The sequence below is a fragment of the Lysobacter sp. Root916 genome, from assembly GCF_001429785.1.
Lineage (GTDB): Bacteria > Pseudomonadota > Gammaproteobacteria > Xanthomonadales > Xanthomonadaceae > Lysobacter.
The window spans coordinates 547,790-563,796 of the sequence record NZ_LMJF01000012.1; the positions used below are offsets into that span (position 1 = coordinate 547,790).

At 69.3% G+C, this 16,007-nt stretch carries 13 protein-coding genes; 4 read left to right on the forward strand and 9 right to left on the reverse strand.

Annotation, left to right across the window (positions count from 1 at the left end; translation table 11 throughout):
* Positions 1-61: 61 nt before the first annotated feature.
* Genes ASE35_RS12045 through ASE35_RS12055 form a run of 3 tightly spaced genes read right to left on the reverse strand, consistent with a single transcriptional unit; the run spans position 62 to position 4,361 of the window.
* On the reverse strand, positions 62-808 hold the full coding sequence (locus ASE35_RS12045) for a phosphoadenylyl-sulfate reductase (protein WP_057163947.1): 747 nt from the start codon (positions 806-808) through the stop codon (positions 62-64).
* Entirely contained in the window at positions 805-2,559 is a 1,755-nt protein-coding gene (gene cysI, locus ASE35_RS12050; protein WP_057163948.1) for an assimilatory sulfite reductase (NADPH) hemoprotein subunit, read from the reverse strand. The genes ASE35_RS12045 and cysI overlap by 4 nt, the downstream gene beginning before the upstream one ends.
* Positions 2,559-4,361: an assimilatory sulfite reductase (NADPH) flavoprotein subunit gene (locus tag ASE35_RS12055; protein WP_057163949.1), complete on the reverse strand. Its 1,803-nt coding sequence runs from the start codon at positions 4,359-4,361 to the stop codon at positions 2,559-2,561. Before ASE35_RS12055 ends, cysI begins: the two co-directional genes overlap by 1 nt.
* A 174-nt stretch (positions 4,362-4,535) precedes the next feature.
* On the opposite strand from ASE35_RS12055, the gene cysD reads away from it, so the two are divergent.
* Positions 4,536-5,528, forward strand: coding sequence for a sulfate adenylyltransferase subunit CysD (gene cysD, locus ASE35_RS12060; RefSeq protein WP_082611238.1), 993 nt, complete (start codon positions 4,536-4,538; stop codon positions 5,526-5,528).
* On the forward strand, positions 5,528-7,498 hold the full coding sequence (cysN, locus tag ASE35_RS12065) for a sulfate adenylyltransferase subunit CysN (RefSeq protein ID WP_082611239.1): 1,971 nt from the start codon (positions 5,528-5,530) through the stop codon (positions 7,496-7,498). Before cysD ends, cysN begins: the two co-directional genes overlap by 1 nt.
* A gap of 563 nt (positions 7,499-8,061) precedes the next feature.
* On the opposite strand, the gene ASE35_RS12070 is transcribed toward cysN, so the two are convergent.
* Entirely contained in the window at positions 8,062-8,316 is a 255-nt protein-coding gene (locus ASE35_RS12070) for a GlsB/YeaQ/YmgE family stress response membrane protein (protein ID WP_057163951.1), read from the reverse strand.
* A 277-nt stretch (positions 8,317-8,593) separates the two neighbouring features.
* Positions 8,594-10,084 carry a M20 family metallopeptidase gene (locus ASE35_RS12075; RefSeq protein ID WP_057163952.1) on the reverse strand — a complete coding sequence of 497 codons (1,491 nt, stop codon included), beginning with the start codon at positions 10,082-10,084 and terminating at the stop codon, positions 8,594-8,596.
* A 194-nt stretch (positions 10,085-10,278) separates the two neighbouring features.
* Between ASE35_RS12075 and ASE35_RS12080 the strand changes: the two genes are divergently transcribed.
* Together ASE35_RS12080 and ASE35_RS12085 are read left to right on the forward strand one after the other, a co-directional pair.
* Positions 10,279-10,638, forward strand: coding sequence for a helix-hairpin-helix domain-containing protein (locus ASE35_RS12080; RefSeq protein ID WP_235567278.1), 360 nt, complete (start codon positions 10,279-10,281; stop codon positions 10,636-10,638).
* Positions 10,639-10,920: 282 nt separating this feature from the next.
* Positions 10,921-11,553, forward strand: coding sequence for a HutD family protein (locus ASE35_RS12085; RefSeq protein ID WP_056183220.1), 633 nt, complete (start codon positions 10,921-10,923; stop codon positions 11,551-11,553).
* A gap of 287 nt (positions 11,554-11,840) precedes the next feature.
* Here ASE35_RS12085 and ASE35_RS12090 read toward each other — a convergent pair whose 3' ends face one another.
* The 4 genes from ASE35_RS12090 to ASE35_RS12105 all read right to left on the reverse strand — a co-directional run bounded on the left by ASE35_RS12090 (position 11,841) and on the right by ASE35_RS12105 (position 15,992).
* The gene (locus tag ASE35_RS12090; protein WP_057163953.1) at positions 11,841-13,496 is read right to left on the reverse strand and encodes a sulfite reductase subunit alpha; all 1,656 of its coding nucleotides are present in this window, start codon (positions 13,494-13,496) and stop codon (positions 11,841-11,843) included.
* Between the two features lie 17 nt (positions 13,497-13,513).
* Positions 13,514-14,506 (reverse strand): FAD:protein FMN transferase, encoded by a 993-nt coding sequence (locus ASE35_RS12095; RefSeq protein ID WP_057163954.1) that lies wholly within the window; start codon positions 14,504-14,506, stop codon positions 13,514-13,516.
* Between the two features lie 31 nt (positions 14,507-14,537).
* Positions 14,538-15,347, reverse strand: a complete 810-nt coding sequence (locus ASE35_RS12100) for a DUF4198 domain-containing protein (RefSeq protein WP_056182916.1) — start codon at positions 15,345-15,347, stop codon at positions 14,538-14,540.
* A 123-nt stretch (positions 15,348-15,470) separates the two neighbouring features.
* Complete coding sequence (locus ASE35_RS12105; RefSeq protein WP_057163955.1) at positions 15,471-15,992, reverse strand: DUF2271 domain-containing protein; 522 nt, start codon at positions 15,990-15,992, stop codon at positions 15,471-15,473.
* Positions 15,993-16,007: the final 15 nt, after the last annotated feature.

The following is a 16,007-nucleotide window of genomic DNA, read 5'->3' on the forward strand; positions in this document are numbered from 1 at the left end:
CGTCGGAGTTCCCCCTTTGAAAAAGGGGGGTAGGGGGGATTTGCTTCTGCGCAAGCGCGCCTTAAGCCGCCTGCTCGGCCGCGCCTTCGTCGTCGAAGTGCAGCCCGCACTCGCGCTTGAGTCCGAAGAAGCGCGTGTCTTCCTCGCGCATGCCGTCCTCGAGTTTGCTGGTGGTGTGGACGTCGCCGATCGACACATAGCCGTCGTGCCACAGCGGGTGATAGGGCAGGTCGTGCGCCTGCAGGTACTGCCAGACGTCGCGGTCGTTCCAATCGGCCAGCGGATGCAGTTTCCAGCGGCCGTCGCGCAGGCTCAGGAAGTCGAGATTGGCGCGGGTACTGGACTGGCTGCGGCGCAGGCCGGCGATCCAGGTGCGCACGCCGAGTTCGTTCAAGGCGCGCTGCATCGGCTCGACCTTGCGCAGGCGGTTGTAGCGTTCGATCCCGTCCACGCCCTGTTCCCAGATCTTGCCCATGCGTGCTTCCATCCAGGCGATGCCGATCTGTGGCCGATAGACCTTGAGGTTCAGATCCAGGCGCGTGCTCATCTCGTCGATGAAGCGGTAGGTCTCCGGGAACAGATAGCCGGTGTCGATCAGGACCACCGGAATTTTCGGCGCCTGGCGCGTGACCATGTGCAGCGAGACCGCGGCCTGCGCGCCGAAGCTGGACGACAGCGCGTGTTCGCCGGCGGTGTTCTCCAAGGCCCAGGCCACACGATCCTGTGCGCTCATACCTTCCAGCCAGCGGTTGAGATCGGCCAGCGCGCGCGGCGATTCGGCGGCGGTGATGGGATCGGGCGGGCTCATGCGCGGACCTCGGTGGCGACGACGGCGATCGGAATGCTGGGACGGATGGCGTGGGGCGGGATGGCGACGGTTTCGCTGCGCAGCAGGTAGTCGCCGAAGCCTTCCTCGGCCTGGCGCTGCGCGGCGTAGTCGGCGAACAGCGGATTCAGCGCGGCCAGGATCTCGGGTTCGGCGATGTTTTCGCGGTACAGGGTGTTGAGGCGCTGGCCGCGGTGATCGGCGCCCAGCATCAGGTTGTAGCGGCCGGGCGCCTTGCCGACCAAGGCGATCTCGCCCAGGTAGGGGCGCGAGCAGCCGTTCGGGCAGCCGCTGATACGCAGGTGGATCGGGGCATCGCCGATGCCGTGGTTCTGAAGCAGGCCTTCGACCTTGCCGATCAGTTCCGGCAGATAGCGTTCGGCCTCGGCCATGGCCAGGCCGCAGGTCGGCAGGGCCACGCAGGCCAGGGCGTTGCGGCGCAGCGGGCTGGCGTCGCGGTAGCCGTCCAGGCCGTATTCCGCGATCAGCGCATCGACGCGCGCGCGCAGCGCCGGCGCGATGCCGGCCACGGTCAGGTTCTGGTTCGGGGTCATGCGGAATTCCGCGCCCGCGCCGTCTTGCTGCGCGCTCAGCAACTGCGCGAGCTCGCGCAGCCCGCTGAGGTGGCGCACCTGCGAACCGTCGGCGGACTCTCCATCGACGATGCGGCCGGCCGGGATGCGCAGGGTCAGATGCGCGCGCCCGTCCTCGCCCTCGACCCAACCGAAGCGGTCGCCGTTGTGGGCGAAGGCGAACGGCCGCGCCGGGGGGAGAGGGAACCCGGCGCGGCGTTCGACTTCGGCCTGGAACCAGTCCAGCCCATGGTCGTCGATGGTGTACTTCAGGCGCGCGCGCTTGCGCACGGCGCGGTTGCCGTGGTCGCGCTGGGCGGTGACCACCGCCTCGCCGACCGCGATCACCTGCTCGGGCGTGACGAAGCCGATCACGTTGCCCAGGCGCGGATAGGTCTCGGGATCGCCATGGGTCGCGCCCATGCCGCCGCCGACGCTGACGTTGTAGCCCAGCAGTTCGCCGGCCTCGTCGAGCACGGCGATGTAGCCCAGGTCCTGGGCGAACACGTCGACGTCGTTGTAGGGCGGCACCGCGAAGCCGATCTTGAACTTGCGCGGCAGGTAGACGTTGCCGTAGATCGGCTCTTCTTCGCCGCCGCTGCCGGCCACGCGTTCTTCGTCCAGCCAGATCTCGTAGTAGGCGCGGGTGTTGGGCAGCAGGTGCTCGGACAGCGCCGCGGCCTGGGCGTACACGGCCGCGTGCGTGTGCGAGCGCAGCGGGTTGGCGGCCACCGCGACGTTGCGGTTGACGTCGCCGCAGGCGGCCAGGGTGTCGATCAGCGTGGCGTTGATCGCCTGCATGGTCGGCTTGAGTTCGGTCTTGATCACGCCGTGGAACTGGAACGCCTGGCGGGTGGTGATGCGCAGGCCACGCTCGGCGTAGGTGGTGGCGATCGCATCCAGCTTCAGCCACTGCGCCGGGGTGACCACGCCGCCCGGGGTGCGGGTGCGGATCATGAAGCTGTAGGCCGGCTCCAGCTTGGCCAGGCGGCGCTCGTCGCGGATGTCGCGATCGTCCTGCTGGTAGCTGCCGTGGTACTTGATCAGGGTCTGATCGTCCTCGCGCAGGCTGCCGGTGACCGGGTCGGCCAGGCTCTCCAGCAGGCTGCCGCGCAGGCGCGCGCTGGAGCGCTTGATGTCTTCGACGGAATGCGCGCTCATCAGTACACGTCCCGCGCGTAGCGGCCCTGCTGCTGCAGGCCGTTGAGATACTCCTCGGCGTCTTCGGCGCTCTTGCCGCCGTGCTCGGCGATCGCCGCCAGCAGCGCGGCGTGCACGTCGCGCGCCATGTGGGTGGCGTCGCCGCAGACGTACAGATGGGCGCCGCCTTCCAGCCAGTCGTAGAGATCGCGACCGGCCTGGCGCAGGCGGTCCTGCACATAGATCTTGTGGGCTTGGTCGCGCGAGAACGCCAGGTCCAGGCGCTGCAGCTGGCCCGCCTTCAGCGCCGCCTGCCATTCGGTCTGGTAGAGGAAGTCGCTGCGGAAATGCGGATTGCCGAACAGCAGCCAGTTGCGGCCGCTGGCGCCGTCGGCGGCGCGCTCCTGGACGAAGCCGCGGAAGGGCGCGACGCCGGTGCCGGGGCCGATCATGATCACGTCGCGGGCGCCGTCGCGCGGCAGGCGGAAGCGCTCGTTGTGTTCGACGAACACCGGCAGGCGCGCGCCTTCCTCGCTGCGCGCGAGCAGGTGCGAGGCCGCGCCCCAGCGCGTGCCGCCGGCGCTGGCGTATTCGACATGGGCGACGGTCAGATGGACTTCGTCGCCGACCAGCTTCTGGCTGGACGCGATCGAGTACAGGCGCGGCGTGAGCGGGCGCAGCGCGGCCACCAGTTCCTCGCCCGACCAGGCGCCGTCGTAGCGCTGCAGCAGGTCGATCACCTGGGTGTCGGCGAGCAGGCGGGTGAACGCGGCCGCGTTGTCCGGCGCGAGCAGGCGATTGAGTTCGTCGCTGCGCGCATGCGCGGCGTGGCTGGCCACGAACGGGCGCGCCAGCTTGGTCAGCTCGCGCTTCTCGCCCAGCCACTGCCGCAACGGCAGGCGCTGGCCGCCGTGCTCGACGTCGCTGTCGCCGTCCAGTTCCAGGGTCTGCAGCACCGCCTCGACCAGGGCCGGCGGGTTGCGCGGCCAGAGGCCGAGCGCATCGCCGGGCGCGTAGCTCAGGCCCGAGCCTTCCAGCGACAGTTCGATATGGCGCACATCCTTGTCGCTGCCGCCCACGGTCAGGCGCTGGTTGACCAGCAGCTCGGCCGCGAACGGGGATTCGCGGGTGTAGGCCGGCGCGGCCGGCAGCGGACGCAGCGGGGTGACGGTGGCCAGCGGCGCGCTCGGCTTGAGCGCGTCCTTGGCCGCGCTCAGGGCCTGCTGCAGCCAAGGCGTGGATACCGTTTCGAAGTCCAGATCGGCGTCGCCGCGCGCGAGCAGGCGGGTCGCGCCGAGTTCGGCCAGGCGCTCGTCGAGCTTGGCTCCGATCGCGCAGAACTGCGGGTAGCTGGAGTCGCCCAGGCCGAGCACGGCGTAGTGCAGCTGCTTTAGCTCGGGCGCGCGCTTGCCGGCGATGAACTCGACCAGGCCGCGGGCGTCGTCGGGCGGGTCGCCGTCGCCTTGGGTGCTCACCACCAGGTAGAGGTGGCGTTCGTTCTTGAGCTCACGGGTGGGGTAGGCGTCGGCGCGCAGCAGGCGCACCGACAGGCCGGCCTGCTCGGCCTGGGCCGCGAGCTGCTCGGCCAGGCGCTTGGCGTTGCCGGTCTGGCTGCCGTAGACCACGGTCAGGCGTTCGCCGCTGCGCGCCTCGGGCGCCAGTGGGACCGGCGCCAGGGCGCCGCCGGCGGTGCGTGCGGCCAGTCCGGCGGCGTAGCCGGACAGCCACCACAGGCCGTCGCGGTCGAGGTCGTCGGTCAGACGCAGCAGCGCGGACAGCCGGTCCTCGGTCAGCGGAGTGGCAAGTAGCGCGGGCGCGGGCATGGCGGAGGGCGGGCTCGGGGCAGGGAACGGCGAGGTTCGGAGCCTGCAGGCTAGGCCCCGCGCGAGGCGCGCGGAAAGGATGCTGCGTTATGCGTTCATGCCCTGCGCTCATTTCCGGGCACGCCGGCCGGGGCGGCCTAATGGCGGCCCGTTCGCAGGTGCGTCGCCGCTGGCATGTCTCCCGATTCCCTTCTGTGGTCAGATAGTCCCGGTCGCGCCGGGCCCCGGCGCGGCGCCTACGCACGCCCCGCAGCCACGAGCCCGACCTTGGACCTGAGCCACCTAGACCGCCTCGAAGCCGAAAGCATTCATATCCTTCGGGAAGTAGCGGCCGAATTCCGTAACCCGGTGATGCTGTACTCGGTGGGCAAGGACAGCTCGGTGCTGCTGCACCTGCTGCTCAAGGCCTTCCATCCGGCGCGCCCGCCGATCCCGCTGCTGCACGTGGACACCGGCTGGAAGTTCCGCGAAATGATCGCCTTCCGCGACCGCCGCGCCGCCGAGACCGGCGTCGACCTGCGCGTGCACACCAACCCCGACGGCCTGGCGCGTGGGATCGGTCCGATCAGCCACGGCGCCAGCGTGCACACCGATGTGATGAAGACCCAGGGCCTGAAGCAGGCGCTGGATGCGGCGCGCCACGACGCCGCGATCGGCGGCGCGCGCCGCGACGAGGAGAAGTCGCGCGCCAAGGAGCGCATCTTCTCGTTCCGCAACGAACAGCACCGCTGGGACCCCAAGAACCAGCGTCCCGAGCTGTGGAATCTCTACAACACCCGCATCCGCAGCGGCGAGAGCGTGCGCGTGTTTCCGATCTCGAACTGGACCGAGCTCGACGTGTGGCTCTACATCTACCGCGAGAAGATCCCGGTGCCGTCGCTGTACTTCGCCGCCGAACGTCCGGTGGTGGAGCGCGACGGCGCCCTGATCCTGGTCGACGACGAGCGTCTGCCGCTGCGGCCGGGCGAAACCCCGCAGCTGCGCAAGGTGCGCTTCCGCACCCTGGGCTGCTATCCGCTGACCGGCGCGATCGAGTCCGAGGCCGAAACGCTGGAGCAGATCATCGCCGAGATGCTGGTGGCGACCACCTCCGAGCGTCAGGGCCGGGTGATCGACCACGACCCCTCCGCCTCGATGGAGAAGAAGAAGCAGGAGGGCTATTTCTGATGAAGCCGGGATTCGAGATTCGGGATTCGGGATTCGGGAAGGCTGGAGCAGGTTCGGATACGGGGACCGCTGTTGCGAATCCCCAATCCCGAATCCCCAACCCCGTCGGCGACAAAGTCGTCGAGTACCTGCGCCTGCACGAATCCAAGGGCCTGCTGCGCTTCATCACCTGCGGCAGCGTCGACGACGGCAAGAGCACCCTGATCGGGCGCCTGCTGCACGACACCCGCCTGCTGTTCGACGACCAGCTCGCCGCGCTCAACGCCGACAGCCGACGCCACGGCACCCAGAACGGCGAGATCGATTACGCCCTGCTGGTCGACGGCCTGGCCGCCGAGCGCGAGCAGGGCATCACCATCGATGTCGCCTACCGCTATTTCGGCACCGAGCGGCGCAAGTTCATCGTCGCCGACTGCCCGGGCCACGAGCAGTACACCCGCAACATGGCCACCGGCGCTTCCACCGCCGACCTGGCCGTGGTGCTGGTGGACGCGCGCAAGGGCCTGCTGACCCAGACCCGTCGCCACACCTACATCGCCGCGCTGCTTGGTATCCGTCACGTGCTGCTGGCGGTCAACAAAATGGACCTGGTCGGCTACGACCAGGCGGTGTTCGAGGCCATCGTCGCCGAGTACCGCGAACTCGCGGCGCAACGCGGCATCGCCCAGGTCACGGCGATTCCGCTGTCGGCGCTGCGTGGCGACAACCTGCTGCAGCGCTCGCAGGCCATGCCCTGGTACGACGGCGTCAGCGTGCTCGAGCATCTGGAAACCGTGGATGTCGCGCGCGACGAGGTCGAGGTCGGCTTCCGTCTGCCGGTGCAATGGGTGAATCGCCCGAATCAGAACTTCCGCGGCTTCGCCGGCACCGTGGCCGCGGGCGTGGTGCGGCCCGGCGACGAGATCGCGGCGCTGCCCTCGGGCCGGCGTTCCAGGGTTGCGCGCATCGTCACGGCCGGTGGCGATCTCGAGGTCGCCGGCGTCGGCCAGGCGGTCACGCTGACCTTGGACGACGAGCTCGACATCAGTCGCGGCGACGTGATCGCCTCCGCGGACGCGCCAGCCCAGGTCGCCGACCAGTTCGCCGCCCACCTGCTGTGGATGGGCGAGAGCCCGCTGCTGCCGGGCCGTCCGTACTGGCTCAAGATCGGCACGCGCACGGTCAGCGCCACCGTCACCGAGATCAAACACAAGATCGACGTGAACACCCAGGCCCAGCTCGCCGCCAAGCATCTGGAACTCAACGAGGTCGCCTACTGCAACCTCAACCTCGATCAGCCGGTCGCGTTCGAGGCCTACCGCGACAATCGCGCGCTCGGCGGTTTCATCCTGATCGACCGCGAGGACAACGCCACCGTCGCCGCCGGCACCCTCGATTTCGCCCTGCGCCGCGCCGGCAACATCCATTGGCAGCACGTCGATGTCGACAAGGCCGCGCGCGCGCGCAGCAAGGCGCAGACGCCGCGCTGCGTGTGGTTCACTGGCTTGTCGGGTTCGGGCAAATCGACCATCGCCAATCTGGTCGAGAAGCGCCTGCACGCACTCGGCCATCACACCTACATCCTCGACGGCGACAACGTGCGCCACGGCCTCAACAAGGACCTGGGCTTCACCGACGAGGACCGCGTCGAGAACATCCGCCGCGTCGCCGAAGTCGCGCGCCTGATGACCGACGCCGGCCTGATCGTGCTGGTCAGCTTCATCTCGCCGTTCCGCGCCGAACGCCGCATGGCGCGCGAATTGTTCGGGCCGGACGAGTTCGTCGAGGTCTACGTCGACACGCCGCTGGCGGTGGCGGAGGGGCGCGACGTGAAGGGGCTGTACGCCAAGGCCCGCGCGGGCAAGATCCCCAACTTCACCGGCATCGATTCGCCCTACGAGGCGCCGGAAGCGCCGGAGCTGGTGTTGAACACGGTGGAGCAGGTCGCCGAGGACCTGGCGCAGCGGGTGATCGATCGCTTGTTGGGCTGACGCGCAGTGCTTCCCGGCCATCGGCCTTCCACGCTTAAGCCCCTCTCCCGCCTGCGGGAGAGGGGTTGGGGTGAGGGCAGCCGCGCCACTCCCACTTGATCCCGCTGCCCTCATCCGCGCTGCGGACACCTACTCGGCGTTGCACTTTGGGCTGACGCGCAGCGCTTGCCGGCCATCGGCCTTTCCCGCTTAAGCCCCTCTCCCGCCTGCGGGAGAGGGGTTGGGGTGAGGGCCGCGCCACTCCCACTTGATCCTGTTGCCCTCATCCGCGCTGCGGACACCTACTCGGCGTTGCACTTTGGGCTGACGCGCAGCGCTTCCCGGCCATCGGCCTTCCACGCTTAAGCCCCTCTCCCGCCTGCGGGAGAGGGGTTGGGGTGAGGGCCGCCGCGTCACTCCCACTTGATCCCGCCGCCTCATCCGTCCCTTGGGCACCTACTCGGCGTTGCACTGCCTGCAGTCGCCGCAAGCGGGAGCAGGGGCATCGAGGATCTGGGTGCTCACCCCCAAACGCAAACGCCCCAGCCGAAGCCGGGGCGTCCTCTCGCACGACCGACGCCGGATCAGCGTTTCGCCGTCTTGCTGCGGATGATCTCGTAGAGGAACAACAGCACGATGGCGCAGATGATCGAGACGATAAAGCCGGTTATTGCGCCACCGAGTCCCAGCATCCCAGAGATGTAACTACCGACATATGCGCCGGCGATGCCCAGCAGGATGGTCAGGATCCACCCCATCGGATCGGCGCCCGGTTTGAAGAAACGAGCCAGCACACCGATGACCGCACCGATGATGATCGTATAAACGATACCGCCCATAGCGTTCCCCTCCTCAGGGTCGTGGTGACGCCCGGGAATCCTAGCAGTCGTGGCGGTGAGCGCCGTGTCGCGGCGCAGCAGGGGCGCTGCGGAGGGGCCGGACGATACTGCCTAGGGCCGGGAGCGGCGGCGGCCACGCCGCCAGGCACGCAAGACGCTGTCGGAATCCGGCCGGTCGCAGCGCGCGGCGCCAAGCATGACGATGGCGTCGTGCGCCGCGTCCGTGGTCCGTGTACGACGGGCCGGATCGTCGAGATCCGGCCCGTGACCTGCGCGATCAGCAGCAGCCGTGATCGCCGTGCTGCTCGCCGCCGGCGACCGCGGCCACGCCGCTGGTTTCGCCGCGCTGACTGGCGGCGTGATGTTCGGCCACCACGCGCGCGACACAGGCGGTTACGCGCTTGCCCATCGGGATGTGCAGGAACTCGTTCGGGCCGTGCGCATTGGAATGCGGGCCGAGCACGCCGGTGATCATGAACTGCGCGCCGGGGAACTTCTCGCCGAGCATGCCCATGAACGGAATCGTGCCGCCTTCGCCCATGTACATCGCCGGCTGGCCGAAGAAATCGCGGCTGGAGGCGTCGATCGCGCGGGTCAGCCAGGGCGACTGCGCCGGCGCGTTCCAACCGGTCGAAGCCTTCTCCAGTTCCATCGTCACCTGCGCGCCGTTGGGCGGGTCGCGTTCCAGCACTTCCTTCAGCAGCTCGCCCGCGCGCTTGCCGTCCAGGGTCGGCGGCAGGCGCAGGCTGAGCTTGACCGAGGTGTGCGGGCGCAGCACGTTGCCGGCCGACGACAGCGGCGGCATGCCGTCCACGCCGGTCACCGACAGCGCCGGGCGCCAGGTGCGGTTGAGCACCAGCTCCGACAGTTCGCTGGCCATCGGCTTCATGCCCGGCAGGAACGGGAACTTGTCGTAGACCGCGTTGCCCAGCACCTTGGCGGCCTGGCGCGCCTGCTCCAGGCGTTCCTCGGGCACGTCCACGTACAGGCCTTCGACCAGGATCTTGCCGCTGGTCTCGTCTTCCAGGCGCGACAGCAGTTGACGCAGCAGGCGGAAGCTCGAGGGCACGATGCCGGAGGCGTCGCCGGAGTGCACGCCTTCGCTGAGCACCTTGACCGTGAAGTTGCCGCCGGCCAGGCCGCGCAGCGAGGTCGTGCACCACAGCTGCTCGTAGTTGCCGCAGCCCGAATCCAGGCAGACCACCAGCGACGGCTTGCCGATGCGCTCGGCGAGGTGATCGACGTAGGCCGGCAGGTCGTAGCTGCCGGATTCCTCGCAGGCCTCGATCAGGATCACGCAGCGCGCGTGCGGCAGCTGCTGTTCCTGCAGGGCCATGATCGCGGCCAACGAGCCGAAGATCGCGTAGCCGTCGTCGGCGCCGCCGCGGCCGTACAGGCGGTCGCCCTTGATGACCGGGGTCCAGGGGCCGAGGTCGGCGTCCCAGCCGGTCATCTCCGGCTGCTTGTCGAGGTGGCCGTAGAGCAGCACGCAATCCTCGTCGCTGCCGCCGTGCGCGGCCGGGATGTCGATGAAGATCAGTGGGGTGCGGCCTTCCAGGCGCACCACCTCGACCTGCATGCCCGGGATGGTCTGGGCGCGCGCCCAGGACTCCATCAGCTTGACCGCGTCGTCCATGTAGCCGTGCTGGACCCAGTCCGCGTCGAACATCGGCGATTTGTTGGGAATACGAATGTATTCAACCAGTTGCGGGACGATTTCGTCGTCCCATTTTTCGCCGACGTAGCGGTCGACCTTGCTGGCGTCCATCGAAGGGCCTCGAGCTGGGGGTAAGACCCGCAAGTTTACGCCTCCCGGCCCTGTAGGACTTTTCCTACCCTGCGACGCGGCATCCGCTGGCTTTTTCCGCAATGCCGCGGCGATACGCTGACCCCATCGAGTCGCGGAGACCGAATCCCCCGGCGGACTCTCCCACCGCCCGGTATCGGAACGGAATCCACTCCATGGAGCTGAACAAGATGAACGTCCTCGCGCTCGCCCTCCGTGCGCTGCTGCTGTCGCTGCTGTTCGCCGGCAGCGCCCTGGCCGCCGAACAGGTCAATATCAACAGCGCCGACGTCGCCACCTTGGACCGCGTCCTGCTCAATGTCGGCGCCTCCAAGGCCGAGGCCATCGTCGCCTACCGCAAGGCCAACGGCGCCTTCCGCAGCCCCGAACAGCTGGCCCTGGTCAAGGGCATCGGCCTGAAGACCGTGGAAAAGAATCGCGACCGCATCGTCATCGGCGAGGCAGCACCGGCGCGCAAGCCCGCTGCGCCGGCCGTCGGCGGCGGCAGCGCACAGCGCGCGGCCAACCGCCGCTGAGGAACCGTCGGTCCCGCAGGGATGCGGTGGCTGACAACGCACGGGCAGGACGCCCGACGAATGCAGGGGGAGAGCCCTGGACAAGGATGTGAGCCGCCCGTCCACGGAAGGATCCGTGGGCGGCGGCGCTATTTGTGGCGCGCCGCCGCGGTGGCGCGCCGTGAGCGGCCCGGTCGCGGTGCCGGCTCACGCTCGAAATCGTCGACACCGTCTGCCGCGGCCCGCGCGCGGTCGCCGTGCTGGTTAGACTTTGCGCCATCCAGGCCGACCACAGCGATGGCGATGACAGACGAAACGGATACCGCCCAGGGCGGGCGTTGTTGGGCGATCCCGGCCAACGAATACCGGCGCGAGCGCTGGCGCAACCAACTCGGCTGGACCCGCGAAATCCTGCGCCTGGACGCGGCGGCGCGCCCGGCGGACGGCGAGGACTGGGATTGGCGGCTGTCGATCGCCGAAATCGAGCGCGACGCCGCGTTCTCGGCGTTTCCGGGCATCGACCGCGAACTGGTGCTGCTCAGCGGCAACGGCCTGCGCCTGCGCTTCGACGACGGCGAGCTGCACGAACTGCTGCCGCCGCACGACAAGCTGCGCTTCGCCGGCGAGCGCGTCGTGCACGGCGAACTGATCGACGGCACCACCCACGATTTCAACCTGATGTGGCGGCGCGAGCGCGTGCAGGCGCAGCTCTGGCATCGCCCGCTGGTCGGGCCGATGGTGATCTTCGCCGAGCCCGGCCAGACCTGGGCCGTGCACCTGATCGCGGGGCAAGCCCGCTTCGCCGACGACACCGGCCTGCCGCCGCTGGCGGCGGGCGATACCGCGGTGCTGGCGGCCGGCGCTGCGCGTTTGCGCGCGGTGCTGGAGGGCGGTGGCGAGGTGTTGCTGGTGAGGGTGGCGCGGGTTGTCGAGTGATGCGTTCGCTTGGTGCGCTGCCTGAGCTGTTCGTGATGAGCTAGTCGAGCCGTGAGTGGCGAAGCTGCGCGGTCTTAAGAGCAAATCCCCCTCAATCCCCCTTTTCCAAAGGGGGAGGAAACGCGGGGCGGCGTAATGAGACGAGCCATGCAACGACACGAGTGGCGCAACGTCACGAGCCGTTGGTGGTGAACTAGTCGAACCATGGCCGACGACCCGCGCGAACCGCGCGACCCCAGTAGCCAACAACCGACGCGCCACTCCACCGGGCTAGGCGCCTGAGCGACTCAGTACACGTCGCGCCTGTAACGCCCATCCAGCGCCATCGCTTCCAACGCCTCCAATCCCACGATCTCGCGCAGCACCGCGTCCACCGCCGGCGCCATGCCTTCCAGGCTGCCGCAGACGTAAACCGCCGCCCCGCCGTCCAGCCATTCGCGCGCGCGCGCGCTGTGCTCGCGCAGGCGCTGCTGCACGTACATGCGTTCGCTGCCGTCGCGCGAGAACGCCAGGTCGATGCGTTCGATGGCGCCATCGCGCAGCCAGGCTTCGAGCTCGTCGCGGTAGTGGTAGTCGTGCGCCGCGCTGCGTTCGCCGAACAGCAGCCAGTTGCGCGTATGCCCGGCGGCGACGCGGGCCTTCAGCAGCGCGCGCAGGCCGGCGATGCCGGTGCCGTTGCCGATCAGGATCAGCGGCCGCGCATCGGCCGGCGCGTGGAAGGAGGGATTGGCGCGGATGCGTAGGTCGATACGTTCGTCGATGCCTGCGTGGGCGGTCAGCCAGCCGCTGCCGCTGCCCAGGCGTCCGTCGGGCTGGCGCATCTGCCGCACCAGCAACTGCAGGCTGCTGTCGGCAGGCAGCGAGGCGATCGAATACTCGCGATGCGGCAAGGCCTGCAGCGCATCGGCGACGGCCTGCGGCGCCAGTGCCTGCATCGCGGTCGCGTCCGGCAAGCGCGAGCGCCGCAACAGCGCGGCCAGCGTGTCGGCTTCGCCGTCCGCGTCGACCGTGGCCGTGCCGTCCTGATTTGCGGCAGCCAGCCACGCGGCCACATCGGCCTCGCCGTTGCGCGGACCGATCTCGGCGATATCGCCGGCCTGCCATCGCAGATCGGCGGCGTGTTCCGGCGTGAGCGCGAGATGGAAAGCGGGCCCGCCGAGGCTGCCGGGATTGAGCTGCGTGCGTGCGCTTAGTCGCCACGGTCGGTAGGCGGGCGCGCTCCAGTCCGGCAGTTCGGTATGCCCCGCGAGCAGGCCCAGATGATGCTGCCAATGACGCAGCGCGCCGGGGTCGCCGTCGTCGACTTCGACCAAGTCGAACATCGGGTCGGCGCCGGCATGGCGCAGCCAATGGTCGAGGCGGTGGCCGAAGCTGCAGAACTGCTCGTACTGACGGTCGCCCAGCGCCAGCACGCCGTAGCGCAGGCCTGTCAGGGCGGCGGGGGTACCCAGCACGAGGCGTACGAAGCGTGCGGCGGTGTCCGGCGCGTCGCCTTCGCCGGTGGTGCTGACCACGAACAAGACCTGGCGGTAGCGCGCGAGCGCGGCCGCATCCAAGCCGCCCAGCATGCGGATATCGGCGCCGATGCCGCTGTCGGCCAGGGTCTGCCAACTGCGGCGCGCCAGGAATTCGGCATGGCCGGTCTGGCTGGCGAACGCGATCAACCACTCATGGGCGGCGTGCGCGGAGGCCTGCGGCAGCGCTTGCGCACGCGCGCGACGCGCGCGCACCCAGGCGACGCCACCGACGAAGGCGGCATACGCCGTCGCCAATCCCGCCGCCCACAGCAGACGCGTGCGCTCCGGCGCGAGCCAACGCACCGGCTCGGCCTGCCAGCGCAGCAGCAGATAAGCCAGCACGATCAGGGCCAGCAGCACCAGCGCATTGCCGACGGTGCTGGCGTCGATACGCCTTGTGGTGGACGAGGATTCGGAAACAGACATAGGCGATTCGTGCGCGCTCAAGCCGCGCGCTGGCGCGCGATGAAGGCCGGCGTCATCCGGGTCAGGAAACCGTCGCCGTCGTGCAGCACGAACATCGCCGCGAGCTGGCGACGGTTGGCGTAGGCCATGCCGGCCTGCGGGCCCAGCACCGCGAGCACGGTGGCCAGGCCGTCGGCCTGCATGCACTGCGGATGCAACACGCTGACCGAGGCCAGCGCATGCGTCACCGGCCGGCCGCTGCGCGGATCGACGGTGTGCGAGTAACGACGGCCATCGTGATCGAAGTAGCGCCGATAATCGCCCGAGGTCGCGATCGCGAAACCGTCCAGCGCCAACACCGCGGCACCCTCGTCGCCGGCGTCGTCGTCGGGGCGTTCGACCGCGATCCGCCAGGCGCTGCCGTCGGGCTTGCGGCCGCGGCCGTAGAGTTCGCCGCCGACCTCGACCAGAAACGCGTCGATGCCACGCTCGCCCAGCCACTGCGCCACGCGATCGACACCGTAGCCCTTGGCGATCGAAGAGAAATCCAGATAGCTGCCGCCGGCCTGGGTGGCGGTGCGCGCGTGCGGATCGAAGCCGACCCGTTGCCAGCCCACGCGCGCCTGCGCCTGGGCGATCTGCGCGTCCGACGGTGCCGACTCGCGCGCGCCGTCGGGGCCGAAGCCCCACAGATTGACCAGCGGCCCGATCGTGGGGTCGTAGGCGCCGCCGCTGTCGGCGGCGAGTTTCAGCGCCGCGTCCAGCACCGCGTGGAAACCGTCGGGCAGGGTCTGCACGGTGCCGGCCTCGGCGCGGTTGTAGCGGCTGAGGTCCGAGTCCGCTTCCCAGGTGCTCATCTGGGCCACGACTTCGTCCAGACAGGCCTGGATGCCGCGCTCCAGTTCCGGCAGCGCGGCGGCATCGGCGACCAGCTTCACCGACCATTGCGTGCCCATGCTGTGGCCCGCGAGCGCGTGCACGGCGCGCGCGGCCGGCGCGCTGCCGCCCCAGCTCGTGCCGCTCCAGCTCATGCGGATCTCAGGCGGTTGCACGTCGGCCGATTTACTGCGACAGCACTTCGAACACGGCGACGTAGCTCAGACGGCGCTGCTTGGCGTCCGGCAGCGTGGTCTTGGCGTCCTCGCTGGCGGTCTCCAGCCAGTACATGCCGGCCTGCGGCCAGTTCACTTCGAACTTGCCGTCGGCGCCGCTGGTCAGGTGGATCTCGTTCTGCTGATCGCGGTAGCGGGTCGCGCCCGGCACCACTTCGATCTTCAGGCCCGCGGCCGGCTTGCCGTCTACGAGCAGCTGGAAGGTGGCCTTCTCGCCGGCGAACAAGTCGTTGGGGTGGGTCACCGGCACCAGCTCGATGCCCTTGCCGCTGGCCTTGAACACGGTGGTGGTCGGCGAGCCGACGGTGGCGAAGGTCTCGACCCGGCCCAGGCTTTCCGAGGCGCTGATTTCGGTCGCGCCGGCCGGGATGCCGGCTTTGTAGTCCTCGGCCTTGCCGCGCCAGCGCTTGGCTTCGCCGCCGAGCTTGTAGCTGGCGAACATGCCCTCGTTGACCATCGCGATCTTGTAGGTGCCTTCCTGCGCCAGCTCGACGTCGAACACGCTGCGCAGCTTGCCGGTGGACGCGTTCTGCGCCTGCACCGCGCTGCCGTCCGGCGCGGTGATGCGCAGACGTTCCAGCGGCAGCGGCACGTGGTTGAAGTAGAACAGGTCGTTGGACACGGCCGCGTCGACCGTGAGCCAGGCGCCCTTGTCGGAGAACACGGTCTGCGACGGCTGCAGCCAGGCCTTGTGCGCCTGCGCCGAGGTGGCGAAACCGAGCGCGGCGATCGCGGCGGCGGCGATGAGTTTGATTTTCATGGTTGAAATCCGGGATTGGAGATTGGGGATTCGGGATTCGTAACAGCGATGGCGTGGAATGCGGGTCGAAACCGGGAGCGCGATTTAGCGCTTACACGAATCCCGAATCTCGAATCCCGAATCTCAAGGCTTGACCGCCAGACGCACCGCGCCCAACTCGGTCTTGCCCTGGGCCGACAGGGTCTGCGCGCCGCCCTTGGCCGGCCACTGGAACGGAATGCTCAGCAGTTCGCGGCCGCCGACTTCGCGGGCGGCTTCGACCACCAGGGTGTACTGGCCCGGCGCGAGACCGGCCAGCGGCTTGCTGCCGCCCTTGAAATTCAGGCTGTGCTGACCGACCGCGCGGGTCGCGCCGCTGACGCCGTCGACCGGCATCTTCAGGCTGCGGCCGCTGCGCCGCCACCACTGACGGATGTCCTTCAGCCACTTGGTGCCTTCGCCGTTCTTCATGTCCACGTCGTACCAGACCGCCAGATCGGCGGCGACGCTGTTGTCGGGACGTTCGATCCAGGCCGCGACGTAGGGACGGTGGTATTCGGCGACCTTCAGGCGCGGGATTTCGATGCTGAGGCCGAGGTCGGCGGCGAACGCCGACACCGGCATCGCCAGGGCGACGATCAGTGCGGTGCGGGGCAACAACTTCATCGCGGTCTCCAGGGG